Origin of the sequence: Nocardioides sp. (assembly GCF_036401255.1) — a bacterium.
Lineage (GTDB): Bacteria > Actinomycetota > Actinomycetes > Propionibacteriales > Nocardioidaceae > Nocardioides.
In genome coordinates, this window is sequence record NZ_DASWVI010000020.1 from 1 (window position 1) to 26,696 (window position 26,696).

24 protein-coding genes are annotated in these 26,696 nt (G+C 72.7%); 11 read left to right on the forward strand and 13 right to left on the reverse strand.

All coding sequences use genetic code 11. The features are described 5' to 3' along the window. Positions 1 to 1,013 (reverse strand): DNA gyrase subunit A (locus tag VGD85_RS00685; RefSeq protein ID WP_331061524.1); only part of this gene is annotated, 1,013 nt, incomplete at its 3' end. A 79-nt stretch (positions 1,014 to 1,092) separates the two neighbouring features. Between VGD85_RS00685 and VGD85_RS00690 the strand changes: the two genes are divergently transcribed. Genes VGD85_RS00690 through VGD85_RS00700 form a run of 3 tightly spaced genes read left to right on the forward strand, consistent with a single transcriptional unit; the run spans position 1,093 to position 5,544 of the window. Further along, the gene (locus VGD85_RS00690) at positions 1,093 to 3,792 is read left to right on the forward strand and encodes a GNAT family N-acetyltransferase (RefSeq protein WP_331061525.1); all 2,700 of its coding nucleotides are present in this window, start codon (positions 1,093 to 1,095) and stop codon (positions 3,790 to 3,792) included. 29 nt (positions 3,793 to 3,821) lie between these two features. After that, positions 3,822 to 4,424, forward strand: a complete 603-nt coding sequence (locus VGD85_RS00695; protein WP_331061526.1) for a DUF5998 family protein — start codon at positions 3,822 to 3,824, stop codon at positions 4,422 to 4,424. Between the two features lies 1 nt (position 4,425). Beyond that, complete coding sequence (locus VGD85_RS00700; RefSeq protein ID WP_331061527.1) at positions 4,426 to 5,544, forward strand: nucleotide pyrophosphatase/phosphodiesterase family protein; 1,119 nt, start codon at positions 4,426 to 4,428, stop codon at positions 5,542 to 5,544. On the opposite strand, the gene VGD85_RS00705 is transcribed toward VGD85_RS00700, so the two are convergent. Beyond that, complete coding sequence (locus tag VGD85_RS00705; RefSeq protein ID WP_331061528.1) at positions 5,504 to 7,060, reverse strand: MFS transporter; 1,557 nt, start codon at positions 7,058 to 7,060, stop codon at positions 5,504 to 5,506. The two genes, VGD85_RS00700 and VGD85_RS00705, sit on opposite strands and share 41 nt — an antisense overlap. 103 nt (positions 7,061 to 7,163) lie before the next feature. Here VGD85_RS00705 and VGD85_RS00710 point away from each other — a divergent pair, with 103 nt between their 5' ends. Next, complete coding sequence (locus VGD85_RS00710) at positions 7,164 to 7,814, forward strand: TetR family transcriptional regulator (RefSeq protein WP_331061529.1); 651 nt, start codon at positions 7,164 to 7,166, stop codon at positions 7,812 to 7,814. Here the strand turns inward: VGD85_RS00710 and VGD85_RS00715 are convergent. The 6 genes from VGD85_RS00715 to VGD85_RS00740 form a co-directional block, all read right to left on the reverse strand. Beyond that, positions 7,783 to 9,009 (reverse strand): hypothetical protein, encoded by a 1,227-nt coding sequence (locus tag VGD85_RS00715; protein ID WP_331061530.1) that lies wholly within the window; start codon positions 9,007 to 9,009, stop codon positions 7,783 to 7,785. The two genes, VGD85_RS00710 and VGD85_RS00715, sit on opposite strands and share 32 nt — an antisense overlap. Positions 9,010 to 9,068: 59 nt before the next feature. Then, positions 9,069 to 10,202, reverse strand: a complete 1,134-nt coding sequence (locus VGD85_RS00720) for an Mrp/NBP35 family ATP-binding protein (protein ID WP_331061531.1) — start codon at positions 10,200 to 10,202, stop codon at positions 9,069 to 9,071. Next, positions 10,199 to 13,048 carry a molybdopterin-dependent oxidoreductase gene (locus tag VGD85_RS00725; protein WP_331061532.1) on the reverse strand — a complete coding sequence of 950 codons (2,850 nt, stop codon included), beginning with the start codon at positions 13,046 to 13,048 and terminating at the stop codon, positions 10,199 to 10,201. Before VGD85_RS00725 ends, VGD85_RS00720 begins: the two co-directional genes overlap by 4 nt. Before the next feature lie 20 nt (positions 13,049 to 13,068). Continuing rightward, entirely contained in the window at positions 13,069 to 14,586 is a 1,518-nt protein-coding gene (locus tag VGD85_RS00730) for a 4Fe-4S dicluster domain-containing protein (RefSeq protein WP_331061533.1), read from the reverse strand. 7 nt (positions 14,587 to 14,593) lie between these two features. Next, positions 14,594 to 14,827 (reverse strand): sulfurtransferase TusA family protein, encoded by a 234-nt coding sequence (locus VGD85_RS00735; protein ID WP_331061534.1) that lies wholly within the window; start codon positions 14,825 to 14,827, stop codon positions 14,594 to 14,596. Positions 14,828 to 14,908: 81 nt separating this feature from the next. After that, positions 14,909 to 15,397 (reverse strand): DsrE/DsrF/DrsH-like family protein, encoded by a 489-nt coding sequence (locus VGD85_RS00740; protein ID WP_331061535.1) that lies wholly within the window; start codon positions 15,395 to 15,397, stop codon positions 14,909 to 14,911. A gap of 136 nt (positions 15,398 to 15,533) precedes the next feature. Here VGD85_RS00740 and VGD85_RS00745 point away from each other — a divergent pair, with 136 nt between their 5' ends. From VGD85_RS00745 to VGD85_RS00760, 4 genes are read left to right on the forward strand one after another with little or no spacing between them, the layout of a single operon-like run. Continuing rightward, positions 15,534 to 16,670 (forward strand): MBL fold metallo-hydrolase, encoded by a 1,137-nt coding sequence (locus tag VGD85_RS00745; protein WP_331061536.1) that lies wholly within the window; start codon positions 15,534 to 15,536, stop codon positions 16,668 to 16,670. 14 nt (positions 16,671 to 16,684) lie between these two features. Further along, entirely contained in the window at positions 16,685 to 17,062 is a 378-nt protein-coding gene (locus VGD85_RS00750; RefSeq protein ID WP_331061537.1) for a YidH family protein, read from the forward strand. Beyond that, on the forward strand, positions 17,059 to 17,409 hold the full coding sequence (locus tag VGD85_RS00755) for a DUF202 domain-containing protein (RefSeq protein WP_331061538.1): 351 nt from the start codon (positions 17,059 to 17,061) through the stop codon (positions 17,407 to 17,409). Before VGD85_RS00750 ends, VGD85_RS00755 begins: the two co-directional genes overlap by 4 nt. 55 nt (positions 17,410 to 17,464) lie before the next feature. Further along, a complete protein-coding gene (locus tag VGD85_RS00760) occupies positions 17,465 to 17,800 on the forward strand; it encodes a metalloregulator ArsR/SmtB family transcription factor (protein ID WP_331061539.1) in 336 nt (111 codons plus the stop codon). Positions 17,801 to 17,810: 10 nt separating this feature from the next. Here VGD85_RS00760 and VGD85_RS00765 read toward each other — a convergent pair whose 3' ends face one another. Continuing rightward, the gene (locus VGD85_RS00765) at positions 17,811 to 18,464 is read right to left on the reverse strand and encodes a thymidine kinase (protein ID WP_331061540.1); all 654 of its coding nucleotides are present in this window, start codon (positions 18,462 to 18,464) and stop codon (positions 17,811 to 17,813) included. Positions 18,465 to 18,508: 44 nt separating this feature from the next. On the opposite strand from VGD85_RS00765, the gene VGD85_RS00770 reads away from it, so the two are divergent. Continuing rightward, positions 18,509 to 19,333, forward strand: coding sequence for a sulfurtransferase (locus VGD85_RS00770; protein ID WP_331061541.1), 825 nt, complete (start codon positions 18,509 to 18,511; stop codon positions 19,331 to 19,333). Here VGD85_RS00770 and VGD85_RS00775 read toward each other — a convergent pair. Both VGD85_RS00775 and sepH read right to left on the reverse strand, forming a co-directional pair. Next, on the reverse strand, positions 19,314 to 21,329 hold the full coding sequence (locus VGD85_RS00775; protein WP_331061542.1) for an SDR family oxidoreductase: 2,016 nt from the start codon (positions 21,327 to 21,329) through the stop codon (positions 19,314 to 19,316). The two genes, VGD85_RS00770 and VGD85_RS00775, sit on opposite strands and share 20 nt — an antisense overlap. 74 nt (positions 21,330 to 21,403) lie before the next feature. Further along, positions 21,404 to 22,372: a septation protein SepH gene (sepH, locus tag VGD85_RS00780; RefSeq protein ID WP_331061543.1), complete on the reverse strand. Its 969-nt coding sequence runs from the start codon at positions 22,370 to 22,372 to the stop codon at positions 21,404 to 21,406. A gap of 113 nt (positions 22,373 to 22,485) precedes the next feature. On the opposite strand from sepH, the gene VGD85_RS00785 reads away from it, so the two are divergent. Beyond that, positions 22,486 to 23,121: a trimeric intracellular cation channel family protein gene (locus tag VGD85_RS00785; RefSeq protein ID WP_331061544.1), complete on the forward strand. Its 636-nt coding sequence runs from the start codon at positions 22,486 to 22,488 to the stop codon at positions 23,119 to 23,121. An 11-nt stretch (positions 23,122 to 23,132) separates the two neighbouring features. Here the strand turns inward: VGD85_RS00785 and VGD85_RS00790 are convergent, their stop codons facing one another. Together VGD85_RS00790 and VGD85_RS00795 are read right to left on the reverse strand one after the other, a co-directional pair. Next, positions 23,133 to 24,455 (reverse strand): D-arabinono-1,4-lactone oxidase, encoded by a 1,323-nt coding sequence (locus VGD85_RS00790; RefSeq protein ID WP_331061545.1) that lies wholly within the window; start codon positions 24,453 to 24,455, stop codon positions 23,133 to 23,135. Then, complete coding sequence (locus VGD85_RS00795; RefSeq protein WP_331061546.1) at positions 24,452 to 25,642, reverse strand: MFS transporter; 1,191 nt, start codon at positions 25,640 to 25,642, stop codon at positions 24,452 to 24,454. Before VGD85_RS00795 ends, VGD85_RS00790 begins: the two co-directional genes overlap by 4 nt. Positions 25,643 to 25,712: 70 nt before the next feature. Here VGD85_RS00795 and VGD85_RS00800 point away from each other — a divergent pair. Beyond that, positions 25,713 to 26,696, forward strand: a 984-nt coding sequence (locus tag VGD85_RS00800; protein WP_331061547.1) for a ferrochelatase, incomplete at its 3' end; no start/stop codon positions are given.

Sequence of the window (26,696 nt, forward strand, 5' to 3'; positions counted from 1 at the left end):
GTGTCCTCCATCGGCGTGTGCTTGTAGAGCTGCTCGAGCAGCGCCTCGGGGACGAACCCGTTCTTGACCTCGATGACCAGCCGCAGCCCGTTGTCGCGGTCGGTGAGGTCCTTGATGTCGGAGATGCCCTGCAGCTTCTTGCCCTGGACCAGGGTCTTGATCCGCTCGATGACCTTCTCGGTGCCGACGCCGTAGGGCAGCTCGGTCACGACGATGCCCTTGCGCCGGTTGGTGACGTTCTCGACCCGGGCGGTGGCGCGCATCCGGAACGTGCCGCGGCCGGTCTCGTAGGCGTCGCGGACGCCGTCGAGGCCGACGATCTTGCCGCCGGTCGGCAGGTCGGGGCCGGGGATGAACCGCATCAGGTCGTCGACCGACGCCGACGGGTGGGTGATCAGGTGGCGCAGCGCCTGCACGACCTCGACCAGGTTGTGCGGCGCGCAGTTGGTCGCCATGCCCACCGCGATGCCGGTGGTGCCGTTGACGATCAGGCTCGGGATCGCGGCCGGCAGCACGGCCGGCTCGAACTCGCGGCTGTCGTAGTTGGGCTTGAAGTCGACGGTGTCCTCGTCGATCGACGCGGTCATCGCCACCGCCGGCGGCGCCATCCGGCACTCGGTGTACCTCATGGCCGCCGGGGAGTCGTCGGGAGACCCGAAGTTGCCGTGGCCGTCGACCATCGGGATCCGCATCGCCCAGGGCTGGGCCATCCGGACCAGCGCGTCGTAGATCGCGCCGTCGCCGTGGGGGTGCAGACGACCCATGACCTCACCGACGACGCGGGCGCTCTTGACGTGGCCGCGGTCGGGCCGCAGGCCCATGTCGTTCATCGTGAACAGGATCCGGCGCTGCACGGGCTTGAGGCCGTCGCGGGCGTCCGGCAGTGCCCGGGAGTAGATGACCGAGTAGGCGTACTCGAGGAAGGACGACTCCATCTCCTGCTTGATGTCGGTGTCGAGGATGTGCTCCTCGAAGTCGTCGGGGAGCTCGCTCGTCGTCTTGCCTCGTGCCATGCCCGCCATTGTCCCTGCCCTCGCCGACGGATCCGGCGCGGGCACGCCGCGGGGGGCCCGGGCCGGTAGATTTCTCGCTGTGACCCAGCAGGAAGCGCCGACCAACGCCCCCGCCCACTGGGAGGCCGACGTCCTGCTGCGGGACGGCCGGACGGCGCACATCCGCCCGATCCGGCCCGACGACCGCGAGGTCTTCGTCGAGTTCTACGCCCGCGTGTCCGACGAGTCGAAGTACTACCGGTTCTTCTCGCCGATGCCGCGGCTCTCCGAGCGCGACCTCGACCGGTTCACCAACGTCGACCACATCGGCCGGGTCGCCTTCGTGCTCACGCTCCAGGGCCAGATCATCGCGGTCGGGCGCTACGACCTGGTCAAGCCGGGGGAGGCGGAGGTCGCGTTCCTCGTCGAGGACCAGCACCAGGGTCGCGGCATCGCCCAGCTGCTGCTCGAGCACCTCGCCCAGGCCGGCCGCGAGCGCGGCATCGAGCGGTTCGTCGCCGAGGTGCTGCCCGACAACACCCGGATGATCCAGACGTTCCGTGACGCCGGCTACCGCGTGGTGAGCGAGTACGACGAGGGGGTGCTGCAGCTGGAGTTCTCCATCGACCCCACCGACACCGCGATCGGCGTGATGATGAGCCGCGAGCACCGGGCCGAGGCGGCCTCGATCGAGAAGTTCTTCAACCCCCGCTCGGTCGCGGTCATCGGCGCGAGCCGTCGTCAGGAGACGATCGGCCAGGCGCTGGTGCGCAACCTGGTGCTCGGCGACTTCGCCGGCCGCGTCTACGCGGTCAACCCCAGCTCGAGCGCGGTCTCCGGGCTCCCGACGTTCAAGACCGTCTCGGACATCCCCGACGACGTCGACGTCGCGATCGTGGCGGTGCCGGCCGAGGCGGTGCAAGACGTCGTGCTCGACTGCGCCGCCAAGGGCGTGCACGGCCTGGTGGTGATCTCCTCGGGCTTCGCCGAGACCGGCGAGGAGGGCCGGCTGCGCCAGCGCAAGCTCGTCGGCCTCTCGCGCTCCTACGGGCTGCGGCTGATCGGACCCAACGCGCTGGGCATCATCAACACCGACGCGTCGGTCTCGCTCAACGCGTCCCTCTCGCCGCTGATGCCCCCGCGCGGCCGGGCGGGGTTCTTCTGCCAGTCCGGTGCGCTCGGGACCGCGATCCTGGAGAAGGTCTACAACCGCGGACTGGGGCTCTCCACGTTCGTGAGCGCCGGCAACCGCGCCGACGTGTCCGGCAACGACCTGCTGCAGTACTGGGAGGAGGACGACTCCACCGAGGTCGTGCTGCTCTACCTCGAGTCCATCGGCAACCCGCGCAAGTTCTCCCGGATCGCCCGCCGGGTCTCTCTGCGCAAGCCGATCATCGCGGTGCGGTCGGGACGCACCACCCAGGGCGTCCCGATGGGCCACGCGGTGCGCAAGATCGTCGCGCCCCCCGCCGCCGTCGACGCGATGTTCCGCCAGGCGGGCGTGATCCAGGTCGACACGCTCGAGGAGATGTTCGACGTCGCCCAGCTGGTCGCCCACCAGCCGCTGCCGCGGGGACGTCGCGTCGCGATCGTCGGCAACTCCGACGCCCTCGGCCTGCTCGCGGCGGACGCGGCGGCCGCCGTCGGCCTGGTCGTGAACAAGTCCACGGCACTGGGCGCCGACGCGAGCGCGGAGGACTTCGAGGATGCGCTCGACGCCGCCATCGACGACCCCGACGTCGACTCGGTCGTCGCGGTCTACGTGCCGCCGATCAACGTCTCGGGCGAGGACGTCGCGAACGTGCTGGCGGCCGTGGGGGAGCAGTCCGACAAGCCGCTGGTGTCGTCGTTCCTCGGCGCGGAGGGCGTCCCCGAGCTGCTGCGCGTGCCCGACGTCGCCGGCTCGACGGCGGGGCGCGGGTCGGTGCCGTCGTACCCCGGCGTGGAGGCGGCGGTCCGGGCGCTGGCGCGCGTCGTGGAGTACGCCGTGTGGCTGCGGACCCCCGACGGCGAGCCGTTGGACCCGGCGGAGGTGGACACGGCGGCCGCCAAGCGGCTCGTCAACGAGGCGCTCGCCGCTCACCCCGAGGGCGCCGACCTGGACCTCGCGACGGTCACCGCGCTGCTGTCGGCGTACGGCATCGAGCTGTGGCAGGCCCGGCCGGTCGCGACCTGCGAGGAGGCGGTGGCCGCCGGTGCGGAGCTGGGCTGGGACGTGGTGCTGAAGGCGACCGCCGAGCACCTGCGCGAGCGGCCGGACCTCGCCCACGTGTGGCGCAACATCGACAACGTCGAGGAGATGCGCGACGCCTGGGACTCCCTCAGTCACGTGATCACCGACCCCAAGCGGGCCGGTTTCGTGGTGCAGAAGAACTCCTCGCCCGGGGTCCCGGTCGCGATCCGCAGCATCGAGGACCCCCTGTTCGGGCCCGTGGTCTCCTTCGGCATCGCCGGGCCGCTGACCGAGCTGCTCGCCGACAAGGCGTTCCGGATCCCGCCGCTCGGCGCGCGCGACGCCGCGGCCATGGTGCGCGAGATCAAGTCCTCACCGATGCTGTTCGGCTATCGCGGCAGCGAGGTCGTCGACGTCGCCGAGATCGAGCGGCTGATCCAGCGCGTCGCCCAGCTGCAGAACGACCTCCCGCAGGTCAGCGCGCTCGAGCTGTCGCTGGTGCTCGCCGGCGCCGACGGCGCGACCGTGCTGACCGCCGCGGGCCGGGTCGACCCGGTCGCCGACCCGCGCTCGGACTGGTTCGTGCGCCGGATGCCGACGCCCGCGGGCGACACGCTGCCCGGCTGAGCGTCCGGGACGCGTGACAGACTGCACGCATGCGGAGCAGCAGGATCAGCGAGGACCACGACCGGGCCGTCGAGCTCAGGGACGCGATCGACCGCACCGGCTACTACCCCGAGGTCGTCGCCGACGGCGTGGCCGGAGCGGTGGCGGGCGAGCAGGTCGTGTCGTTCTTCGTGCACCACGAGCCCACCTTCGAGCGTGACGAGGTGCGCCGGCACCTGTCCGTGGTCGTGCTGACACCGAGCCGGCTGATCCTGGCCCACACCGACGAGCACGAGGGTGACGACCTGCTCCCGGAGCCGTATACGTCGACCTCCACCGAGGCGATCCGACTCTCGGCGGTCAAGTCGGTCGTCGTCACCCGGATGATCGCGAACCCGACCTCGGGGCCGAGCCAGCCGGCCGAGGCCGTGATGACGATCGGCTGGGGCGGCGTCAGCCGCGTCGACCTCGAGCCGGCCGGGTGCAGCGACCCCGAGTGCGACGCCGACCACGGCTACACCGGCGTCCTGGCCTCCGACGACTTCTCCCTGCGGGTCTCGGCCGCCGCCGACGGCGCCGAGGCCGTGGCGGGCCTGCTGTCCTTCGCCGAGCAGCTCTCGGCGCTGACGCACGCGGACTCCCGCGACCACTGAGGTGGCGTTCCTCGATCCCGCCTACGGAGACCGCTCGCTCGGGGACGTGGTGCCGGCCGTGGCCGCCGCGCTCGGTCTCCGGCTCGCCGACGGGACGCCGACCGGGATGGAGCTCCCGCCCGCCCCGGCGTACGTCGTGTTCCTCGTCGACGGGCTCGGCGCCCGGCTGCTGGAGCGCTACTCCCACGCGGCGCCGTTCCTCGCCGGGCAGCTCACCGCCCAGCCGCCGGGCACGTCCGGCGTGCCGTCGACGACGGCCACCAGCCTGACCTCGCTCGGCACCGGGCTCACCCCGGGTGCGCACGGGCTCGTGGGCTTCACCTCGCGGGTGCCCGGCACGGACCGGCTGCTCAACGCGCTGATGTGGGACAAGGACGTCGACCCCGTGGCCTGGCAGCCGCACCCGACCGCGTTCGCGCGGCTGCGCGAGGCCGGCGGCACGGTGACGGTGGTCAACAAGCGCGAGTTCGCGCGCAGCGGGCTCACGGTCGCGGCGCACCGCGGGGCGGAGTACGTCGGCGCCGACAAGGTCGGCGAGCGGATCGCCGCGGCGGTCGCGGCGTCGGCGGAGCCGGCCTCGCTGACCTACCTGTACGACGGCGACCTCGACTGGACCGGCCACCGCTACGGCGTCGCCTCGAGCCAGTGGCTCCAGCAGCTCGCGATGATCGACGCCGAGGCCGAGCAGCTGCGTGAGGCGCTGCCCGGCCACGTCCGGCTCCTGGTCGTCGCCGACCACGGGATGGTGGACTCACCGCCCGCGAGCCGCGTCGACGTCGACGACCACGCCGACCTGCGCTCGGGGGTAGCGCTGCTCGGCGGTGAGGCCCGCTTCCGTCACCTGTACTGCCACGGCGGGGCGGTCGAGGACGTCGTGGCCACCTGGGCCGAGGTGCTCGGCGACCGCGCGGAGGTGATGTCCCGTGCGACGGCGATCGGGCGGGGCTGGTTCGGCCCGGTCTCGCCGTCGGTGCTGCCCCGGCTCGGCGACGTGGTCGTCGCCTGCCGGGGCGACCTGGCGATCCTGTCCACCTCGGCGTTCCCCTACGAGGCCAAGCTGGTCGGGCTGCACGGCTCGCTCACGGCCGAGGAGATGCTGATCCCGCTGCTGCTGAGCTGACCGCCGGCGCGGTGTCGGTGGCGGTCCGGGGGCGCAGGAGCACGCCGAGGGCGAGCACGACCAGCAGCATCGCCCCGGTGGTCCACGCCGCCCAGGCCAGCGCGGTCTGCATGCCCTCGACGAAGGCCAGCTGGGCGGGTCCCGCGACGGCGTCGCCCATGTGGCTCGCGGCGCCGAACGAGGATCGGGCCTGCTCCGCCGCGGCCGGCGGCAACGGGGGGAGCCGCAGCTCGTCGCGGTAGACCGACTGCAGGACGCTGGCGAGCACGGCGATCCCGAGGGCGGCGCCGAGCTCGCGCGCCAGGTCGTTGACCGCCGACCCCACGCCCTGCTGGGCCGGGGGGAGCGCGTCGGTGATCGAGCTCGTCGCGGGCGTCATCGCCAGGCCCATCCCGGCCCCGAGCAGCACCAGGCCGCACAGCAGCGGGAGGTAGGAGCTGTCCGCGTCCAGCCGGGAGAGTACGCCGAAGCCGCTCGCGACCAGCAGCAGCCCGCCGGCCATCACCGGCCGGGCGCCGAGCCGGGCGACCACGCGGGGCGCCAGGCCGCGGGCGGACGGCATCATCACGAGTGCCAGCGGCACCACGCTCAGGGCGGCCATCAGGGCGCTGCGGTCGAGGACCAGCTGGAGGTACTGCACGATCAGGAAGATGAAGCCGAAGAACCCGAAGAACTGCACGGTGATCGTCACGGTGCCGGTGGCGAACCCGCGCAGCCGGAACAGCCGGGGGTCCAGCAGCGGGTTCGGACGCGTGAGCTCCCAGGCGACGAATCCGAGGATCACGACCAGGCCGGCGCCGAGGCCGCCGAGGGTGCGGGCGCTGTCCCAGCCCTCCGTGGGCGCCTCGATGATCGAGTAGACGACGAGCCCGAGGCCGGCCACCGACAGCAGCGCGCCGACCAGGTCGAGACGGGGCGCGTCCGGGTCGGCCGACTCGGGCACGGCGACGACGGTCCCGACGAGGGCGATCAGCCCCATCGCCAGGTTGAAGGCGAACACCGACCGCCACGACCAGGCCTCGAGCAGGAGCCCGGTGGCGAGCAGCCCGAGCATCGCGCTGGCGCCGGCCACGCCGGCCCAGGTGCCGACCGCGCGGACCCGGCGCTCCGGTGGGAACGTGCTGGTGATCGTGGACAGGGTCGCCGGCATGACCAGGGCGGCGCCGGCGCCGAGCACGGCCTGCACGGCGATCAGCTGGCCGGGGTCCTGGGCGAGCATCGCGACCCCGGAGCCGACGACGAAGACGACGAGCCCGGCGAGCAGGGCCCGGCGGCGGCCGTAGCGGTCGCCGATGGCGCCGGCGAGCAGCAGCAGGGCCGCGAACGTCAGCGCGTAGGCGTCGACGACCCAGGCGATCTGGGTCTGGTCGGCGCTCAGGTCGCGGGCGATCGAGGGTGCCGCCAGGTTGAGCGCGGAGATCGCGGAGACCACGGCGGCGAGCGCCACCACGATCACCGGCATCACCCCGCGGCCGGACCCCTCCTGGGTGCCCGCCGGTCGTGTCGTCGTCCTCATCTCGGCCTCCTGTGCTCGGATCTCGTCGCTGATGGGTTCACGGTCCCGCCCGCGCCGGCTAGATTTCAAGGGTGATGAATTATGGGACCGGAGGCGCGGAGCGATGAGCGCGGCCGAGGGGTCGCGGCGCGGCCGGCGGGCCGGCAAGCCGGAGACCCGCGCGGAAATCCTGGAGGTGGCCCGGCGGCTGTTCCTCGAGAACGGCTACCAGGGTGTGACGATGCGTGGCATCGCGCGGGAGGCCGGTGTCGACCAGGCCCTGGTCGCCTACTACTTCGGCTCGAAGAAGGGCCTGTTCGGGGCGGCGCTCGCCCTCACGGTGAACCCGCCGGAGATGATGCGGACGGTGCTGGCCGGCGACCTCGCGACGTTCCCGGAGCGGGTGCTCCGCACGGTCCTGACCGTCTGGGACGACCCCGATCTCGGCCGACCGCTGCGGATGCTGGTCGCCAGCGCGGCGCACGAGCCCGAGGTCCTCCGGCTGCTGCGCGAGGTGGTCCAGAGCGAGATGGCCGGGGCGCTGGCCGACGCGCTGGGCGGGGCGGACGCCTCGGCGCGGGCCGGCGCGGTCGCCGTCCAGATCGCCGGGCTCATCGTGATGCGCTACTGGCTGCAGATGGAGCCCGTCGCGTCGATGTCGGTCGACGAGGCGGTCCGGTACGCCGCACCCGGGCTGCATGCGGCGATGCGGGGGCCGGGTCGCCGGCCCCCGCAGGCCGGCGTCAGCCCAGTCGCATCCGCGGCTCGCCGTTGAGCAGGCCGGTGCCGGCGATCGCGCACTTCCCGCTGCGCGGCGCGCCGCCGTTCCACGCCTGGCGCACGCACGAGCGGGTGGCCAGCTGCGCCCAGTAGTTCGGGTGCAGGGACTCCTGGATGTAGTACGGGCTGCCCGAGCAGCAGGTGCTCACGGTCCGGATCTGGTTGATCCACTCGGTCTGGTCGACCGCGCCCGGCGACGTCCAGTTCGCGATGCCCTTCTCCTCGTAGAGCCCGACGGTGTTCTCGCACAGCCGTCGGCCGTTGAAGGCCGAGGACAGGTCGAGGGTGCGGGTGTTCGTCAGGCCGGAGTCGGCGACCGCGCCGAAGACCGCGCCGTTGATCGTCGGCAGCGCCGAGTCGTTGGCCCAGTCGGCGTCCTTGTTCCAGAACCCGCAGCCGCCGGTGCTCTGCCGGGTGTAGCCGCTCTCGGAGTAGCGGAAGCCGGACCCGCGCGCGATCGGGCTCGGGTAGTTCTGCACGAGCAGGGTCCACTGGGAGTCGGCGTACCCGGCGTTGCGCATCGCGGCCGCGACGTTGCGCAGCGCGCCGGCGATCCGGGCCCGCACCGCGGCGACGTTGCTGGCGGTGAAGTTGGCCTTCACGGAGCTGTCGTCGTAGCAGTAGTCCTTCCACCAGGTCGGCGAGGTCAAGAAGTCCGAGACGCACGAGGTGACGACGTCGGCGAAGTTGAAGTCGTTGCCGCCGATCGAGACGACCACCATGCCGACCCGGTGGGTGGCGGCGAACTGCTGGAGCATCTTCGCCTGGCCGAGCCTGCCGGCGCCGTCGTCGAAGAAGTCGAGACCGGGCTTGAAGTTGTCGCCGTTCGACGTCGCGGTCTTCGCGCCGGAGCAGGCGAGGTTGAGGCCGTTGACGCCACCGCCGATGTAGGCCTCGGCGGCCTTGCTGCGGTGGCAGCGGTTGATGGTCTCGCCGGTGCCCGCGGCGTTGTCGTAGTACGCCGTGGAGCCCAGCGCGTCGGCGCGGCTGGAGGAGGCGTTGCTGCTGCCGGCCCACCGGCCGGCCTCGCCGCTGATGTAGGAGTCGCCGAGCGTGACGACCCATGGAGTGCCGACGCCGGGCCCGTCGGCCCGGGCCTGCGGTGGGGCCGCGAACAGCAGCCCGGCGAGGGCGGCGGCGAGAACGGTCAGGACGCTGAGGAGGCGGGTCCGAGCCCGGAGTGTGACCACGATCACGGAGACTAGGGCTACCGAGCGGTAGGGCGGAAGAGGGGAAACCCTCGGTGCGCTCACCCTCCGACCACGCTGAGGGGCAGTGGGCGGCCGACGAGGCTGCGGCGTACGACGGGCAGGTCCGCGGCCACCCGGCTCAGCGCGCGGGCCCCGGGCGAGCCGGGGGCCGCCAGGACCGCGGGCACGCCGGCGTCGCCGGACTCCCGCAGGGCGACGTCGAGCGGGACCTGCCCGAGCAGCGGCGCCCCCACCGCGGCCGCGAGCTCCTCGCCGCCACCGGAGCCGAACAGGGCGGTGCTCTCCTGGCAGGACCCGCACACGAGCGCCGACATGTTCTCCACCACGCCGGCGATCGGCATCCGGGCGTTCAGCGCCATCCGGCCCACCCGCTCGGCCACGGTCCGCGCGGCCGGCTGTGGGGTCGTCACCGCGATCAGCTGCGCGTCGGGCACCAGCTCGAGCAGCGAGATCGTGACGTCGCCGGTCCCGGGCGGCAGGTCCAGCAGGAGCACGTCGAGATCGCCCCAGTGCACGTCGCCGAGGAACTGCTCCATCGCCTTGTGCAGCATCGGGCCGCGCCACACGACCGGCTCCTCGTCGTCGACGAAGAAGCCGACCGACATCAGCGCGACGCCGTGGGCGTCGACGGGCAGCATCAGCCCCTTCAGGGCGACCGGTGCCCGGCGTACGCCGAACAGGTGCGGCATCGAGTAGCCCCACACGTCCGCGTCGAGCACCCCGACCCGCTTGCCCTGCCGGGCGAGCGCCACGGCCAGGTTGGCCGTCACCGTGGACTTCCCGACGCCGCCCTTGCCGCTGGCCACCGCGTAGACCGCGGTCGTCGAGCCGGGCCCGAAGGGGTGCCCGGACCCGCGGCTGCCGCGCAGCCGGGACGCGAGCGCCATCCGGTCCGGCTCGCTCATCGCCGCGAACGCCACGTCCACCCGGCCCACGCCCGCGACCGCGCCGACCGCGGCCGTGACGTCCCGGGCGAGCGTGTCCTTGAGCGGGCACGACGGCGTCGTGAGCCGGACGGTCACCCGGACGCTGCCGTCGCGCCCGGCCTCGATCCCGCCGAGCATGCCGGCCTCGTCGAGCGGCAGCCGCAGCTCCGGGTCCTCGACCACCGCCAACGCCGATCGGACCGCGGCGACGTCGACCTGGGGGCGGCGGCCCGACAGCAGGCTCATCGCGCGGCGCCGTCGGCGGTCCGGCCGGCGGCGACGTACGCCGAGCGCTTGGGCGTCACGTGCCGCATGAGGAACTCCGGCCGGCGCAGGCCGCCGGGGCCCGGGCCCGGCCGCGCCATCGCGAGCCACCGGCGGTAGACCTCGCGCGACCGGTTGACGTCGACCTCGACGTCGCCGTACCGGTCCTCGGGGCGGGCCTTCTCGATGCGCACCTTCTGGTGCCAGCAGTGCATGCCGGAGACCGGGTCGGGCTGCACCGGGAACGCGAGGTTCTGGTGGACGCCCGGGTCGTCCCAGTAGATCCGCTCCGAGTCGGGGTCCTCGCTGGTGAACGGCTGGACGCCCTCGAGGTAGCGCAGCCGCCAGATGCCGTCCTCGCTGCGGTCGAGGTCGACCTTGCCCATCACCCAGCGGCTGCCGGGGTGGCCGTCCTGGTGCCAGCGGCCCATGTGGTGGGACAGGCCCACGACGCCCGGCCGGATCGCCTCGGTCGCCCAGGCCCGGACCACGAAGTGGCCGATCTCGGTGGTCACGCGGACCAGGTCCCCGGTGTGCACGTCCATCGCGGCCGCGTCGGCCCGGTTGAACCACAGCGGGTGGGTGTTCGCGATCTCGTTGAGGTACTTGGCGTTGCCCGACCGGGTGTGGATCAGGGTCGGCAGACGGAAGTTGGGCATCAGCACGAACTCCGAGGCGTCCCGGTCGATGTTGCGGGCCGAGACGTGCGACTCGATGTAGCCCGGCGTCGCCTGCTCCGGCCACCCCCAGTCGGCGAGCGTGGTGGAGTAGAGCTCGAGCTTGCGCGAGGGCGAGAGCCAGCCGGCGGTCGCGGTGCCGTCCTCGTGCCGGACGCCGACGGCGCCGGCCTCGCCGACGAGCGGGGGCTGGCTGTCGAGGGTCACGGGCTTGCGCAGCACGCCGTGCTCGTCGGGCACGGCGTCGGCGAGCTCGGCGTCGGTGAGCGGCCGCTCGTCGAGCCGGTAGAGGTCCTTGGCCACCTCGAAGACGCCGTACTTGCGCATGTACTGCAGCGGCGTCAGGCCCTGCGCCTCGGCGGCCTGGGGGAGGCCGGGGACGCTCCGGGAGAACAGGATCTCGTAGTACTCGTCCTGGGTCATCCGCTCGCCCGGACGCTCCTGGGACTCGAAGTAGCGCCGGATGCCCAGCGACCCGTCGGGGTCGATCTGCCAGGACAGCTCGAACCAGAACTCGTTCTCCTCCCAGACCTCGCCGGGGTTGGTGTCGCGGCTGTCGCGGTAGGGGATGCCGCGCTGCTCCATGGCGACCCGGGTGACCGGCTGCCGGAACGCGAGCCACTTGGCGGTGTGGGTCTCGAAGGACATCGTGTCGTGCCGCTCGGAGGCGTGCCCCATGGGCAGCACGTAGTCGGCGAACGTGGCCGACTCGCTCCAGGTCGGCGTGAGGGCGACGTGCAGGCCCATCTTCGACTCGTCCTTGAGGACGTCGATCCAGGTGAACCCGTCGGGGTTGACCCACAGCGGGTTGTAGACGCGGCTGAAGTACACCTCGAGGTGCCCGCGCCCGTCCTTGAGCAGGTGCGGCAGCAGGATCGACATCTCGTTGGTGGTGAGCGGGTACTCCTGCGGCCAGAGCATCTCGCTCCAGGTGTCGTTGGCCTCGGGCATGTCGGGGAAGTGGGCGATGAACTTGTCCCACCCGTTGGGGTGCGTGCCGCCCTCGGTCCCGACGCTGCCGGTCAGCACGTTGAGGAAGAACAGGCTGCGGACGATCTGCCACCCGCCGAGGTTGCCGGCCGCGGCGGAGCGCCAGGTGTGGGTCGCCAGCCGGGTGCCGGCGTCCGCGACCATCGCGGCGAGCCGCTCCACCTGCTCGACGGGGACGTGCGCGACCGACGCCGCGAACTCGAACGTGTAGCTCGCGTAGTCCTCGGTCAGCCGGTCGAGGAACACCTCGAAGTCGCGGGGCGCATCGGGGTGCAGCCGCTCGAGGTAGACCTCCCAGTTGACCCACCGGCGCAGGAAGTCGGTCGCGATCCGGCGGGTGCGCAGGAGGTACGCCGCGACCGCGAGGAAGATCGCCGCCTCGCTGCCCGGCCACGGGGCGATCCAGAGGTCGGCGTGCGAGGCGGTGTTGGACAGCCGCAGGTCGAGCACGGCGACCTTCGCGCCGTTCTGCTTGGCCTCCATGATCCGCTGGGCGTGCGGGTTGAAGTAGTGCCCGGTCTCCAGGTGCGAGGAGAGCAGCACGATCGTCTTGGCGTTGGCGTAGTCCGGCGAGGGCCGGTCGTAGCCCATCCAGTGGGTGTAGCCGGAGCGGCCGCCGGACGAGCACACGTTGGTGTGGCTGTTGTGGCCGTCGACTCCCCAGGCCTGGAGCACGCGCTCGACGAACCCGTCCTCTCCGGGGCGGCCGACGTGGTACATCACCTCGTCGCGGCGGCCCTCGACGATCGCGGCGCGGATCCGGCCCGCGATGTCGGCCAGCGCCTCCTCCCAGGACACCTGCTCGAACCGGCCGGAGCCGCGCTCGCCGACCCGGCGCAGCGGGTGGAGGATCCGCTCGGGGTCGTGCACCTGGTTGATCGTCGCCGGGCCCTTGGCGCAGTTGCGGCCGCGGGAGCCCGGGTGGGCGGGGTTGCCCTCGAACTTCTTGATCGAGAGGTCCTCGTGGTCGACGTAGGCGAGCAGGCCGCAGGACGACTCGCAGTTGAAGCAGATCGTCGGGATCAGCGAGTAGGTGTGCGGCACCTTCCGCGGATGGGCCTTGGCGTCGTACTCGACGTGGTGGTCCCACTCCTCGACCGGCGGGTAGTTGCGCAGCCGCTCGTGGCGGCGGGCACCGGGCAGGTTCACTTCGGGGTTCACGCGTGCTCCGTTCGGGTGGGTCATGAGAGGGGCGGGTCCTGCCCGGCGCGCACGAAGACGCTCTCGTAGGCGATCAGCGCCGGCTGCACGAGCAGGCCCGCGATCGCGAGCGGCACGGTGCCGACGTCGCCCCAGGTGAGGGCGCCGAGCAGGAGCGCCACCGCGGCCGGGAGGACGGCCCCGAGCCGGAACAGCGGCGCGTAGCGGCCCCGGGCGACGATGTGGGCGGCCACGGCCGCCTGGCGGCTGGCGTGCCGCCCGGCGTACTCCAGGGCCAGCATCAGCAGGTGCGCGGCCGTCGCGACGACGAACGAGACGGCCAGCAGGTCCCAGGCCTCGTCGGAGAGGTCGAGCGCGAGGCCGGCGACCGCGAGCGCGCCGCTGCCGACCATCACGGCCTGCACGAGCAGGTGCCAGAACAGCAGCGGCGACTGCCACAGGTCGCGGCCCTCGGCCTGGCCGAACAGGAACGCCGTGTAGCCGGCCATCAGCGCGCTGACCGGGATCCCGAGCCACGCGAGCGTGGTCATCGCCCAGCCGACGTCGAGCTCCGCGGCGAGGGCCCAGAGGATCGCACCGCCCGAGAACGCCGACAGCACGTAGGCGCCGAGCACCAGCCAGGAGGTCCAGTTCGACTTCAAGAAGATGAACAGGAACCGCTCCGGTCGCTTGAGGTCCCAGACCAGCAGCGCCCCGGTGGTCGCCGCGCCGAACAGGCCCAGGGCCGGGGCGACCCGGTCGCCGAGCGCGCCGAGCTCCACCCCCATCAGGTGCGCCAGCAGCGCGAGCGCCAGCGCGCCGGCCCCGACGCCCTTGGTCCACAGGTAGGTCACGACCTTCCAGCCCCAGGGCCGCGGGTGGGCGGTGTTGAGCGTGGTCCGGGCGCCGGTCACGTGGTCGCGGTCCACGTCGTCTTGGATCGCGAGCCGCTGGGCGTCGGGCCGGGCCCACAGGTAGGTGTCGTCCACGGGCGCGGCCAGGGGATCGAGGACCGCCCGGTCGGCGCCGAGGTAGAAGACGTTCGGGCCGGTGCCCTGCTCCGGCGACCGCACGGTCGTCTCCTCGGTGGCGACCAGCCGGGCGATGCCGCTGGTCGGGTCGTCGAGGTCGCCGACCCAGATCGAGTGCGTCGGGCAGACGACGACGCACGCGGGCTCGAGCCCTTCGTCGACCCGGTGCGCGCACATGTTGCACTTGGCCGCGGTGTGGGTGTCGGCGTCGATGTAGATCGCGTCGTACGGGCAGGCCTGCATGCACGACTTGCAGCCGATGCACCGGTCGTTGTCGAAGTCGACGATGCCGTCCTCGCGCTTGAAGAGCGCCTGGGTGGGGCAGATCTTCACGCACGGGGCGTCGGTGCAGTGGTTGCATCGCATCACGCCGAACGAGCGGGTCGTGTCGGGGAACGACCCGCTGTCGACGTACTTCACCCAGGTGCGGAACTGGCCGAGCGGCACCTCGTGCTCGGTCTTGCAGGCGACCGTGCAGGCATGACAGCCGATGCAGGTGCGCTGGTCGATGGCGAAGCCGTACTGCACCCCCTGCTCACGCCTTCCGGATGTAGTAGCGGTAGACGCCGTCCTCGGCGCTGGCCTCGAGCAGCTCGTTCCCGGTGTCCTTGGCCCACGACGGGATGTCGCTCTTCGAGCCGCCGTCGGTGGCCTCGACGAGCATGATCTGCCCGGCGTCGATCTCCTTGATCCCCTTCGAGGTGAGCAGGACCGGCATCGGACACTTCTTGCCCTTGGCGTCGATCGTGAGGGTGACCTGGTGCTCCATGGGGTGTGCTCCTTGTGGGATGCGGGGCGGGGCGGGGTGGGTGCTGGATGGGGTGCTGGGTCGGTTAGGGGGCGGCTGGGGTCAGATGAAGAGGTTGACCTGGGACCTGCTCATCTCCGACAGGGCGGTCGCGGCGCCCACCGGCGTGCCGACGCCGTCGATGAGCTGATCGGGGCGCAGGCCCAACATCTCCATGGTCATCTCGCAGGGCCACAGGTTGACGTCGAGCTCGAGGCACATCTCGAGGAGGTCCTTGGGGCTGGCGACCTTGTCGTCTCGGGCGAGCTTGTTCATCATCCAGGCGCCCGCGCCGGCCATCTGGAGCTTGGAGAGCTTCATGTGGCTGATCCCGGGGCGGTTCATCCCGGCCAGCGCCTTGGTCATCGCGTTCTTGCCGGTGATCCGGACGTCGTCGCGCACGAGCGGGAAGAGTCCCCAGAACGTGAAGAAGATCGTGGTGCGCATGCCGTACGCCGCCCCGGTCGAGCCCAGGATCAGCGTCGGCCACATCCGGTCCAGGTCGCCGCTCCAGGCGACGATCGTCATGCTCTCGGGCGTTTCGTCGCTCATCGGCGGCGTCCTTTCGCCTGCGGGGCCACCGGCGGGGATGGGCGGTGACCGGCCATTGCGTGGTGTGAGCCAGGACACTACATTCGTGATTGCGCATATAACAAGACTCCCGAATCCCCGACTTGTAGGAGCTGGCGTGACCCAACCCATCACCCCCCTGGAGCTGTTCCACGCGATCAACGCGGGACAGGTCGTCGAGATCCTCGACGTCCGCAACATCGACGAGTTCGAGCTCAGCAAGGTCGAGGCACACCGGCCCGTTCCGACGCGCAACGTCCCGGTCTACCGCGTCTTCGAGGAGCTCGAGGCCGAGGCCCAGCGGACCGTCGAGGACGCGATCGTGGTCTGCGGCCAGGGCAACGGCTCGCAGCTGGTGGCCGAGGAGTTCGAGGGTCTCGGCCGGCGGGCCCGGTCGCTCGAGGGCGGCACCGACGCCTGGAACCGGCTGCTGGTGCCGTTCGAGATCGCGGACCTGCCCGGACCGGTGCGGGTCTGGCAGTTCCTGCGCCCGGCCAAGGCCTGCTTGTCCTACGTCGTCGGCGTGCCCGGCCAGCGCTGCATCGTCGTGGACCCGACCCGGCAGCCCGAGGCCTACCTCGAGCTCGCGGCCGAGCACGACATGACCGTCGCCCACGTCGTCGACACGCACGTGCACGCCGACCACGTCAGCGGCGGGCCGGCGCTGGCGGCCCAGCTGGGGGTGGAGTACCACCTGCCGCCCGAGGACGCGGGCGGGGTCGTCCCGTTCCCCAACCGGCCGCTCAAGGACGGCGACGTCCTCGACCTCGGCGACGCCGAGGTGCGGGTGCTGAGCATGCACCTGCCCGGACACACCCCGGGCACGATCGCGCTGCTGGTCAGCGACAGCGTCCTGCTCGTCGGGGACACCGTCTTCGTCCGCGGCCTGGGACGCCCCGACCTCACCGGTCAGGCCGAGGAGCTCGCGCGCGACCTGTTCCGCAGCGTGCACGAACGCCTGCGGCCGCTGCCGCCGCAGACCCTCATCGCCCCCGCGCACTGGTCGAGCGCCGAGGAGGTGAACCCCGACGGCCTGGTCGTGACGACGCTCGAGGACGTGTTCACCGCCACCTTGCTCAACGAGCGGGCGATGGAGAGGTTCGTCGAGGAGATCGTCACCTCGCTGCCCGCGGCGCCGGAGTCCTACGACGTGATCCGGCGCGTCAACGCCGGCCAGGTCGCACCGCCCGAGGACGAGATCGACGTCCTGGACGTCGGCCGCAACCAGTGCGCGGCCTCGACGTCGCTGCTGTGAGACGGTCCGAGTCCGTGGCGTCGTCCGGGTCGGCCGACCGCCTCCCGCTGAGCGAGGTCGGGGAGGCGCCCGACTACCGCTTCACCCTGGCCAACGAGCGCACGTTCCTGGCCTGGGTGCGCACCGCCCTGGCGTTGATGGCGGCCGGGGTCGCGCTGGTGCAGTACGGCCCCGGCCCGGCGCTGGTGCGGCACGCACTCGGCCTGCTGATGATCCTCCTGGGCGGCGTGCTCGCCGGGGTGTCCTACCGGCACTGGGAGCGCACCGAGCGCGCGATGCGCGTGGGTGCGGACCTCCCGCGCTCGCCGATCCCGCGCCTGGTCGCGGGCGTGCTGACCCTGGCCGCCGCCGTCGCGCTGGCGCTGACGGTCGTCGAGATGGCCGGGTCGTGACCGAGCAGGGGGCCGGGCTGGGCGCCGGGCGGGACACCGGGCTGCAACCCGAGCGCACCGCGATGGCCTGGCAGCGCACGGCGCTCGGCCTGGGCGGGGTGTCGGCGCTGCTGGTGCACGACGCGGAGAGCCGCATCGCGCTGGCCACCCCCGGGGTCGTCGGGCTCGCCGGTGCGCTCGCGCTCCTCCTCCTCGTCGAGCGGCGCTACGAGCACACGATCCGGCAGGTCACCTCCGGCGGGACGCCGATGGGGCCGAGGCTGGTGCGGTGGACGGCCTGGGGCACCGTGCTGCTGTCCGTGGCCGCCGTCGCCGTCGTGCTGGGGGTGGCCGCCACGCCGCAGTGACGGCACTAGACTGGCCCATCGACCGGCGCACGAGCCGCGGGTGGAGGGAGCACACGTGGACCGAGACATCGCAGCCGAGCTGCAGGAGCTGCACGCCCGCGTGTGCAAGGCGATCGCCGACCCCAAGCGGCTGCTGATCATCAACGAGCTGCGCGACGGTGAGCTCTCGGTCGGCGACCTCTCCGAGGCGCTCGGGATCAGCCAGTCCAACGCCAGCCAGCACCTCGCCGTCCTGCGCGACCGGGGCATGGTGACGACCCGGCGGGTCGGCACGACCGTCTACTACCGGCTGCGCAGCCAGAAGATCGTGCAGGCGGTCGACCTGCTGCGGGAGTTCCTCGCCGACGACCTCGCCGCTCGCGGCCGGCTCGGCGGCGTCATCACCGGCTGAGGGATCGCGTTCAGCCGAACGGCAGCGGCTCCGGGGCCAGCGAGACCGCCTTGGCGCGGGCGGCCGTGAGCCGGCGGCGGTGGTGCTGGCGGCACAGCACCTCGTAGGCCACCTCGGCGGGCGGCTGGTCGACCGCGTCGACGTCGCCGACCACGATCACCTCCCCCTCGACGACCATCGCGCCGTTCTCGGTGCGGGCGTTGTGGGTGGCGCGCTTGCCGCACCAGCACAGCGCCTCCACCTGGAGGACGTTCATCCGGTCGGCCAGCTCGACGAGCCGGGCGCTGCCCTCGAACAGCTGGGTGCGGAAGTCGGTGAGGATGCCGAAGGCGAACACGTCGATCTGCAGCTCGTCGACGATCTTGGCGAGCTGGTCGATCTGGTCACGGGTGTAGAACTGCGCCTCGTCGCAGATCAGGTAGTCGATGCGCCCGCCCTGGGTGAGCGAGTGCACGACGTAGCGCCAGAAGTCGAAGTCGCGGTCGACCTCGAGCGCCTCGTGGGTCAGGCCCAGGCGGCTCGACAGCGTCGCCTGCCCGGCCCGGTCGTGGGTGGTGAACAGCCGGCCCACCCGGCCGCGCGCCGAGTGGTTGTGGTTGGTCTGGAGCGCCAGCGTCGACTTGCCCGAGTCCATGGTGCCGGTGAAGAAGTGCAGTTCAGCCACGGGGCGCATCCTGTCACGCCCGTCCGTTCCGCCAAGATGGGCTCATGGCCTCCCCGCTGATCTCCGCCGCCGAGCTCGCCGACGCCCTCGGGTCGGTGACCGTCCTGGACGTGCGCTACCGGACGGGCGGGGCCAGCGGACGCCCCGAGTTCGACGCCGGTCACGTGCCGGGAGCGGCGTACGTCGACCTCGACGCCGACCTAGCCGCGCCTCCGGGCGTGGGTGGTCGGCACCCGCTGCCGACGCCCGCCGACTTCGAGGCCGCGATGCGCCGGGCGGGCGTCCGTGACGACCGGCCGGTCGTGGTCTACGACGACTGGTCGGGCCTCGCGGCCGGCCGGGCCTGGTGGCTGCTGCGCTACCACGGCCACGTGGACGTCCGGGTGCTTGACGGGGCGTGGCCCGCGTGGGTGGAGAGCGGCGGCGTCGTCCAGGCGGTCGCGGTGCCGCCCGAGCCCGGCGACTTCACCGCCCGCCCCGGCGCGATGCCGGTCGTCGAGGCCGACGGGGTGCCCGACGTACCGGTCCTCGTCGACGCCCGCGCGCCGGAGCGCTACCGCGGCGAGACCGAGCCGATCGACCCGGTCGCCGGGCACATCCCCGGTGCGGTCAACGTGCCGACCACGACCAACCTGCGCGCCGACGGGCGGTTCCGCAGCCCCGAGGAGCTGCGGGCGCTGTACGCCGCCGCCGGCGTGACCGGTGAGGAGGACACGGCGGTCTACTGCGGGTCCGGCGTGACCGCCGTGCACGACGTCATCGCGCTCGAGCTCGCCGGCATCCGGGCGGCGCTCTATCCGGGCAGCTGGTCGGGCTGGATCACCGACCCGCGGCGGCCGGTCGAGCGGTCTACCAGTGCACGCCCCTGAACATCTTCGCCAGCATGATCTGCTCGGACTCCCGGGTCCCGCCTGAGGCCTCGCCCTGCGCCTTCCCCTGGGCGGCCGCCGAGTCCGGGAACACGTGGTAGGCCATGTTGAGCACCCGGAACGCCAGCTTGGGTGTCAGCGTGTGCGCGATCGCGCCGGCGTTGCCGAGCGCGGTGTTGATCTCGTGGGGCCGCTCGACCATCGCCTCGATCACCAGGTCGGCCGCCTGCGCCGGTGAGATCGTGGGGAACTTGTCGTAGAGCTTGGTGGGCGCGATCATCGGCGTCCGCACCAGCGGCATGTGGATGTTGGTGAACGTGATGCCGTCGCCGAACAGCTCCGAGGACACCACGTTGCTCCACGAGTCCAGCGCGGCCTTGGAGGCGACGTACGCCGAGAACCGCGGCGGGTTCGTCTGCACCCCGATCGAGGAGACGTTGACGACGTGGCCGCCTCCATTGGCGCGCATCGCGGGGACCAGGCCCATCACCAGCCGCACCGCGCCGAAGTAGTTGAGCTGCATGGTGCGCTCGAAGTCGTGGAACCGGTCCTGGGAGAGCCGCAGCGATCGGCGGATCGACCGGCCGGCGTTGTTGACGACGAAGTCGATCGAGGGCAGCTCGGCGGTGAGCGTCTCGCAGAGCGCGTCGATGGCGTCGAGGTCGGACAGGTCGCACGGCTGGACCACGGCGGTGCCGCCGCGCGCCTCGATCAGGTCCCGCAGCTCGTCGAGCTTCTCCTTGCCGCGCGCCACCAGGATCGGGGTGCCGCCCGCCTGCGCGACCTTGAGCGCGGTCACCTTGCCGATGCCGGACGAGGCGCCCGTGACCACGACGTACCTGCCCTGGAGCCGCTCGCGGACCCGCGGGTCGCGGCCGGTGGACTCGTCGAGGTGCTCCTCCCAGTAGGTCCACAGCGTGCGGGCGTAGGACTCCAGGTCGGGCACGCCGATGCCCGAGCCGGCCAGCGCCTGCTCGGTGCGGCGGGAGTCGAACACGGCCGGGAACGACGTGTGGGCGAGCACCTCCGCGGGGATGCCGACCCGGCTGGTGACCAGGTCGAGCGTGGACTGGACCGCGCCGTTGCCGGCCAGGGTGTTGAGCAGGCCCGCCGGGGTCAGGGCGCGGGGGAGCCGCCGGGTCAGCCCCCGGTCGATCGGCGTCGCGAACCGGGGCGCCCCGGCCGCCGCGCAGAACGCGTTGACCATGTCGACGACCGGTTGCGGCTCGGGGTTGACCAGGTGGAACGCCTCGCCGTCGCGCTCGGGCAGGTGGGCGAGATGGTCCATCGCGGCCGCGACGTAGTCGACGGGGACCAGGTTGGTGTCGCCGAGGTCGACGCCGACCAGCGGCAGCCACGACGGCAGCCGGTCGCGCATCAGCTTCATCGCCGCGAAGAAGTAGTAGGGGCCGTCGATCTTGTCCATCTCGCCGGTGTCGGAGGCGCCGACGACGATCGCGGGGCGGTAGACCCGCCACGGCACCACGGCCTCCTCGCGCACGATCCGCTCGGACTCGAACTTCGTGCGGTGGTACGCCGAGGGCAGGTGCTGTCCCTCGTCGAACATCGACTCGTCGAAGGGGCCGTGGTGCTCGCCGGCCGCGGCCACGGAGGAGACGTGGTGGAAGCAGCCCACGCCCAGGGCCTCGGCGAGACCCAGCGCGTTGCGGGTGCCGCCGACGTTCAGGGTCTCGTTGGTCTCGTCGTCGGCGGTCATGTCGTAGATCGCCGCGAGGTGGAAGAAGTGGTCGATGTCCGGCCCGCTCCCGCCGCGGTGGTCCTCGATCCAGTCGGGGTCGACGCCGAGTCGGTCGGCCGCGAGGTCGCCCACGACCGGCACCACCCGGTCGGTGTCCCAGCGCGAGATCAGCGCCTCCATGCGGCGCAGCGAGCCCTCGCGGACGAGCACGAAGATCTCGCCCTCGCGGTGGTCGAGCAGCTCGCGGACCAGGTGGCGGCCGATGAACCCTGTGGCACCGGTCACGAAGTAGGACATGCGCGGGAGGCTACCCGCGGGTCGCCCCGGTGGACAGGGGCGAGACAGGGCGAGACGGGGGCGAGACGGGCCGGCTACGCGCCGTCGCCGCTGCTCGGCCCGAACATGATCTCGTCCCAGCTCGGCACCGACGCCCGGCCCCGGGTCTTCTTCACCGGGCGGCGGGCAGGAGGCTCGTGGTGCTCGTGCTCCTGCTGGGCCTCGTCCTGCGGCTCCTGAGGCAGCTCGCCGCGGTGCAGGTCGTCCTCGGCCTCGGCCTCGGCCGCCTCCTCGCGCAGCTCGTGCTGCTCGACGGCGACCTGGGGGTCGCTCGGCGGAACATCGTCGAGGAACGCCTCCACCGGCTGCTCGGAGACCAGGCCGATCGCGTCCTCGCCGAGCGGCAGCTCCTGGTCGAGCTCGCCCACCGCACTGAGCCGGCGCTGACGGACGTGGCGCAGGTCGTCGTGCGGCTCCGGCGCGGCCGCGACCGGCTCGCCGACCAGCCAGCGCGCGTCGTCGTTGTCGAGGGTCACGTAGTTGCCCGGGGCGTCGAAGGTGAGCTCGGCGGTGCCGGACCGCTCGGTGGAGGAGTACGTCGCGCTCAGCGACCAGCGCCCGTCCTCGCGGCGCCAGGCGTCCCACTCGACGGTCTCGGGGTCGACGTTCGCGGACCGCAGGTGGGCGGTCGTGGCCTCGCCGAGGGTGCGGGCACCGCCCGCGGACTGGCCTCCATCGGTCCGGCGTACCGACGAGCGCTGGGCGCGCTCGGCCACGTGCTGGCGCTCGGCGAGCACCGGGGCGGCGAACGCCATGATCTTGTCGACCGACGTCTGCGCGGCCTGCGCCACCGCCTCGGGGGTCTCCCCGGCGCGGATCCGGGCCTGGATGTCGCGAGGGCGGAGGGCACTGTCCATCTTGGTCTCCAATCGGCGGGCGGTCTCCCCGCGCAGCGCGGCCCGGAGGCGGTCGTCGACGTCGACGGTGTGCTCGACGCCGTCGGGGTCCACCAGGCGCAGGCGCCTCCCGTCGTCGCTCACTCCGGCGAGCGTGAGGTGCGCCATCGGTGGTCGAGCTCCTTGTCCCATCGTGTCGAGTGCGGCTTCGGTGCGCCGAGCCTACGCCAGCCGGGCCCGTCGGGCCGGGAGCCAGGCCGCGCGCCGGTTAGCCTCCGAGGGTGGCATCGACCGAACCCTCCACGACCCTGGTCGTCCTCGACCTGCTGGGCATCTTCGTGTTCGCGATCACCGGCGCGCTGGTCGGGGTCCGCAAGGGCCTCGACGTGTTCGGTGTCCTGGTCCTGGCCGTCACCACGGGACTCGGCGGCGGCTTCCTGCGCGACGTCCTCATCGACGCGACCCCGCCGGCCGCGCTCCAGGACTGGCGCTACCTGCTGGTGCCGGTCGCCGCCGGCGGGCTGGCGTTCTTCTACCACCCGGTGCTCGGACGGGTGGAGCCCGCGGTCAACGTCTTCGACGCCTTCGGGCTCGGGCTGTTCTGCGTGACCGGTGCGCTCAAGGCGCTCGACTACGGGCTCGGGCCGGCCCCGGCGGCGCTGATGGGCATGCTCACCGGCATCGGCGGCGGCATGGCGCGCGACCTGCTCGCGTCGCGGGTGCCCGCGGTGTTCCGCGGCGAGCTCTACGCGACCCCCGCCCTCGCCGGCGCGGTCGTGGTGGTCGCCGGCACCCACGTCGACCTGCCGCTGGGCGTCGTGGTGGTCACCGGCGGCGGCCTGTGCATCGTCTGGCGGCTGCTCGCGATCTGGCGGCACTGGCAGGCGCCGGTGCCGACCGGGCCCGCGTCGGTCTGACTCGGCATCGGTCAGTCGCCGAGGACGCGGCGCAGATAGGCGTTCGCGAAGACCCGGTCGGGGTCGAGCCGGTCGCGCAGGGCGAGGAACTCCCCGAAGCGGGGGTACGCCGGGGCCAGGTCGTCGGCGGTCCGGGTGTGCACCTTGCCCCAGTGGGGCCGCCCGTCGTGGGCACGCAGGATCGGCTCGAGCAGCGCGAAGTACTCGACGTGGTCGACGCCGCGGTGGGTGTGGAACGCCAGGTAGAGGGAGTCGCGCCCGGACGACGTCGAGAGCGCGATGTCGTCGGCCGGGGTCACCCGGATCTCCACGGGGAACGTGATCCGCAGGTCGGAGGCGTCGATCGCGGCGCGGCACTCCCGCAGCGCGGCCAGCCCCGCCGCGCGCGGCACGGCGTACTCCATCTCGCGGAAGACCACGCCGCGCGGGGAGGTGAAGACCCGGTGCGCGACGTCGCTGTAGGTGCGCGCCGAGAGCAGCCGGCTGGTGACCTGGTTGACCGTGGGGACCACGGCCGGCACCCGGTTGGTCACCAGGTGCAGGGCGCCGAACACCTGGTTGGCGAGGAGCTCGTCGTCCCACCAGGCGCGCAGCCGCGAGAGCGGCGCCAGGTCGCCGGGCCGGCCCGGGTCGGCGTCGAGCCGGTCGTTGGTCTTGGTCAGCACCCGGTCGGTGTGGGGGAACCAGTAGGTGTCGACGTGGTGGTGCTCCGCGACCCGTTCGTCGAAGCCGCCGAGCGCCTCGTCCCAGGACATCGGCGTCTCGTTCGCCTCCAGGGCGAACAGCGGCTCCACCCGGAAGGTGAGCGTCGTGATCACGCCGAGCGCGCCGAGGCCGACCCGGACCAGGTCGAGGAGCTCGGCGTTCTCGGTCTCGGTGACGCTCAGCACCTCGCCGATGCCGGTGACGATCGTGAGGCCGCAGACCTGGGCCGACAGCGACGCGGCGACGCCGCCGGTGCCGTGGGTGCCGGTGGAGGTGGCCCCGGCCAGCGTCTGCTCGGCGATGTCGCCCATGTTGTGCAGGCTCAGCCCCAGCGCCTCGAGGCCCCGGTTGAGGTCCGCGAGGCGGGTGCCGGCCAGCGCGGTCACCGTCATCGCGTCCCGGTCGACCGCGGTGATCCCGGCGAGCCCCGTCGGCCGCAGCATCGTGTGCTCGGGCGCCGAGATCGCGGTGAAGCTGTGGCCGGTGCCGACCATCTTCACGGTCGTGCCCTCGGCCCGGGCCCGCTCCACCGCGGCGACGACCGCCGCGGTGTCGGCCGGGTCCTCGACCCGTCGCGGGCGCGCCGACTCCAGGCCCGCCCAGTTGGTCCACGCGCCCGACTCCGTCACGGCGCGATCGTAGTGCGCTCCCGCGGCAGTGCCTGGGCGGCCGCGGCGGCGACCAGGCCGGCGGCGACCGAGACGAGGTACGCCGCGGACGCGCCCTGGTGGTCGACCACCAGGCCGCTGAGGGTGGCGCCGGGCGCGACGCCCGCGACCAGTCCGGTCTGCATGATCGCCATGCCCTCGGTGAGGCGGCCGGGTGGGACGGTCGCCTCGGTCAGCGACATCGTCGCGATCATCGTCGGCGCGATCGCGAAGCCGGCCACGAACAGGACGACCCCCATCAGCGGCAGCGACCCGACGAACGTGAGCGGCATCATCGCGCAGGCCATCGCGAGCGCGCCCCACCGCACGCGCACGGCCGGGCCGCGCCGCCAGTGGATCGCACCGGTGAGCACCCCGGCGGTCAGGCTGCCCAGGGCCCACAGCGCGAGCAGGGCACCCGACCACGACTTGTGGCCGTGCTCCTCGGCGAACGCGACCGTCGTCACCTCGGCCGCGCCGAACAGCACCCCGAGGGCCGCGCACACGATCGCGAGCGCGACCACCGTGCGCCAGGGCATCGCGGGCCGCGGCTCCGACGTGGCCGACCTCGGGTGCGCGGGCGGCTCGGTGGCGGTCTGGGCGGTGAACGCCAGCGTCCCGACCACGCAGGCGACGACGGCGACCGCGAGGCCCGCCACGGGGTGCCAGGCGGTGGCCAGCACCGTGACGAGGATCGGGCCGAGGATGAACACCGCCTCGTCGAGCACCGCCTCCAGCGCGTACGCCGTCTGCACGTCCGCCGGCCGCTCGAGCACGAACGACCAGCGGGCACGCACGCACGAGCCGACCTGGGGCAAGAACGCCCCACCGATCGCCGCGAACACGTAGGACGTCACGATCGGCCAGTCGCTCTGCACCGACCAGACCAGCAGTGCGACCGCCACCCCGAAGCCGCCGCTCGCCACGCTGAGCACCCGGCCCTGACCCAGCCGGTCGAGCAGCCGGCCCTGGAGGATCGCGAAGCCCGCGTTCGCCAGCATGTACGCCGCCGAGACGGCCCCGGCGACGCCGTACGACCCGGTCGCCGCCGAGACGAGCAGCACGATGCCGAGGCCGACCATCGAGATCGGCAGCCGGGCGAACAGGCCGGCCATCGAGAAGCGGAGAGCGCCGGGACGACCCAGGATCCGGCGGTACGACGTGAGCATCGCTCCGGAGCCTAGAGCCGGGGGAGCGCCGCCCACGAATCGTTATCGAGGCGTCCCTACGATGAGTTCCATGACCCCTGACCCCAGTCCCTACGACGCCCTCCTGCTGGTGTCCTTCGGCGGCCCCGAGCGGCCCGAGGACGTGGTGCCGTTCCTCGAGAACGTCACCCGGGGCCGCGGCATCCCGCGCGAGCGGCTCGAGGTGGTCGGTGAGCACTACTTCCTGTTCGGGGGCCGGTCGCCGATCAACGACCAGAACCGTGCGTTCCTCGCCGCCTTGCGCGACGACCTCGCCGGCGCCGGGGTGGACCTGCCGGTCTACTGGGGCAACCGCAACTGGGACCCCTACCTCACCGACACGCTGCGGCAGATGGCGGCCGACGGCGTGACCCGGGCGGCGTGCTTCGTGACGAGCGCCTACGCGTCGTACTCCGGCTGTCGGCAGTACCGCGAGAACCTCTTCGACGCGGTCGCCGACGTCGAGGGCGCTCCGGTGCTCGACAAGCTGCGCCATTACTTCAACCACCCCGGGTTCGTCGAGCCCATCGTCGACGCGACGCTCGCCGCGCTCGCGGGGCTCCCCGAGGCGGTGCGCGAGGACGCACACCTCGCGTTCGTCACCCACTCGCTGCCGGAGTCGATGGCCGCGACCAGCGGACCCGAGGGCGACGCGTACGTCGACCAGCACCGCAGCGTCGCCGACGAGGTCGTCGAGCGGGTGCGTCAGGAGACGGGCCGCCGCCACCGCGCCGAGCTGGTCTACTGCTCGCGCTCCGGGGCCCCGCACATCCCGTGGCTCGAGCCGGACATCAACGACCACCTCGAGCAGCTGCACGCCGCGGGCACGCCCGCGGTGGTGATGGTGCCGATCGGGTTCGTCTCCGACCACATGGAGGTCGCCTACGACCTCGACACCGAGGCGATGGCCACCGCGGAGCGGCTCGGGCTGCCGGTCGCCCGCGCCGCCACCGCCGGCGTCGACCCGCGGTTCGTCGCCGTCGTGCGCGACCTGCTGCTCGAGCGGGCCGCGGTCGAGCGCGGCGAGGAGGTCGTG

What these genes read in the sequence shown, in the direction of transcription:
- VGD85_RS00695 (WP_331061526.1), top strand. Translation starts at nt 3,822, where the DNA reads ATGCGGAGCAGCAGGATCAGCGAGGACCACGACCGGGCCGTCGAGCTC.
- VGD85_RS00705 (WP_331061528.1), bottom strand. Translation starts at nt 7,060, where the DNA reads ATGAGGACGACGACACGACCGGCGGGCACCCAGGAGGGGTCCGGCCGC.
- VGD85_RS00710 (WP_331061529.1), top strand. Translation starts at nt 7,164, where the DNA reads ATGAGCGCGGCCGAGGGGTCGCGGCGCGGCCGGCGGGCCGGCAAGCCG.
- VGD85_RS00720 (WP_331061531.1), bottom strand. Translation starts at nt 10,202, where the DNA reads ATGAGCCTGCTGTCGGGCCGCCGCCCCCAGGTCGACGTCGCCGCGGTC.
- VGD85_RS00735 (WP_331061534.1), bottom strand. Translation starts at nt 14,827, where the DNA reads ATGGAGCACCAGGTCACCCTCACGATCGACGCCAAGGGCAAGAAGTGT.
- VGD85_RS00740 (WP_331061535.1), bottom strand. Translation starts at nt 15,397, where the DNA reads ATGAGCGACGAAACGCCCGAGAGCATGACGATCGTCGCCTGGAGCGGC.
- VGD85_RS00770 (WP_331061541.1), top strand. Translation starts at nt 18,509, where the DNA reads ATGGCCTCCCCGCTGATCTCCGCCGCCGAGCTCGCCGACGCCCTCGGG.
- VGD85_RS00775 (WP_331061542.1), bottom strand. Translation starts at nt 21,329, where the DNA reads ATGTCCTACTTCGTGACCGGTGCCACAGGGTTCATCGGCCGCCACCTG.
- sepH (WP_331061543.1), bottom strand. Translation starts at nt 22,372, where the DNA reads ATGGCGCACCTCACGCTCGCCGGAGTGAGCGACGACGGGAGGCGCCTG.
- VGD85_RS00795 (WP_331061546.1), bottom strand. Translation starts at nt 25,642, where the DNA reads ATGCTCACGTCGTACCGCCGGATCCTGGGTCGTCCCGGCGCTCTCCGC.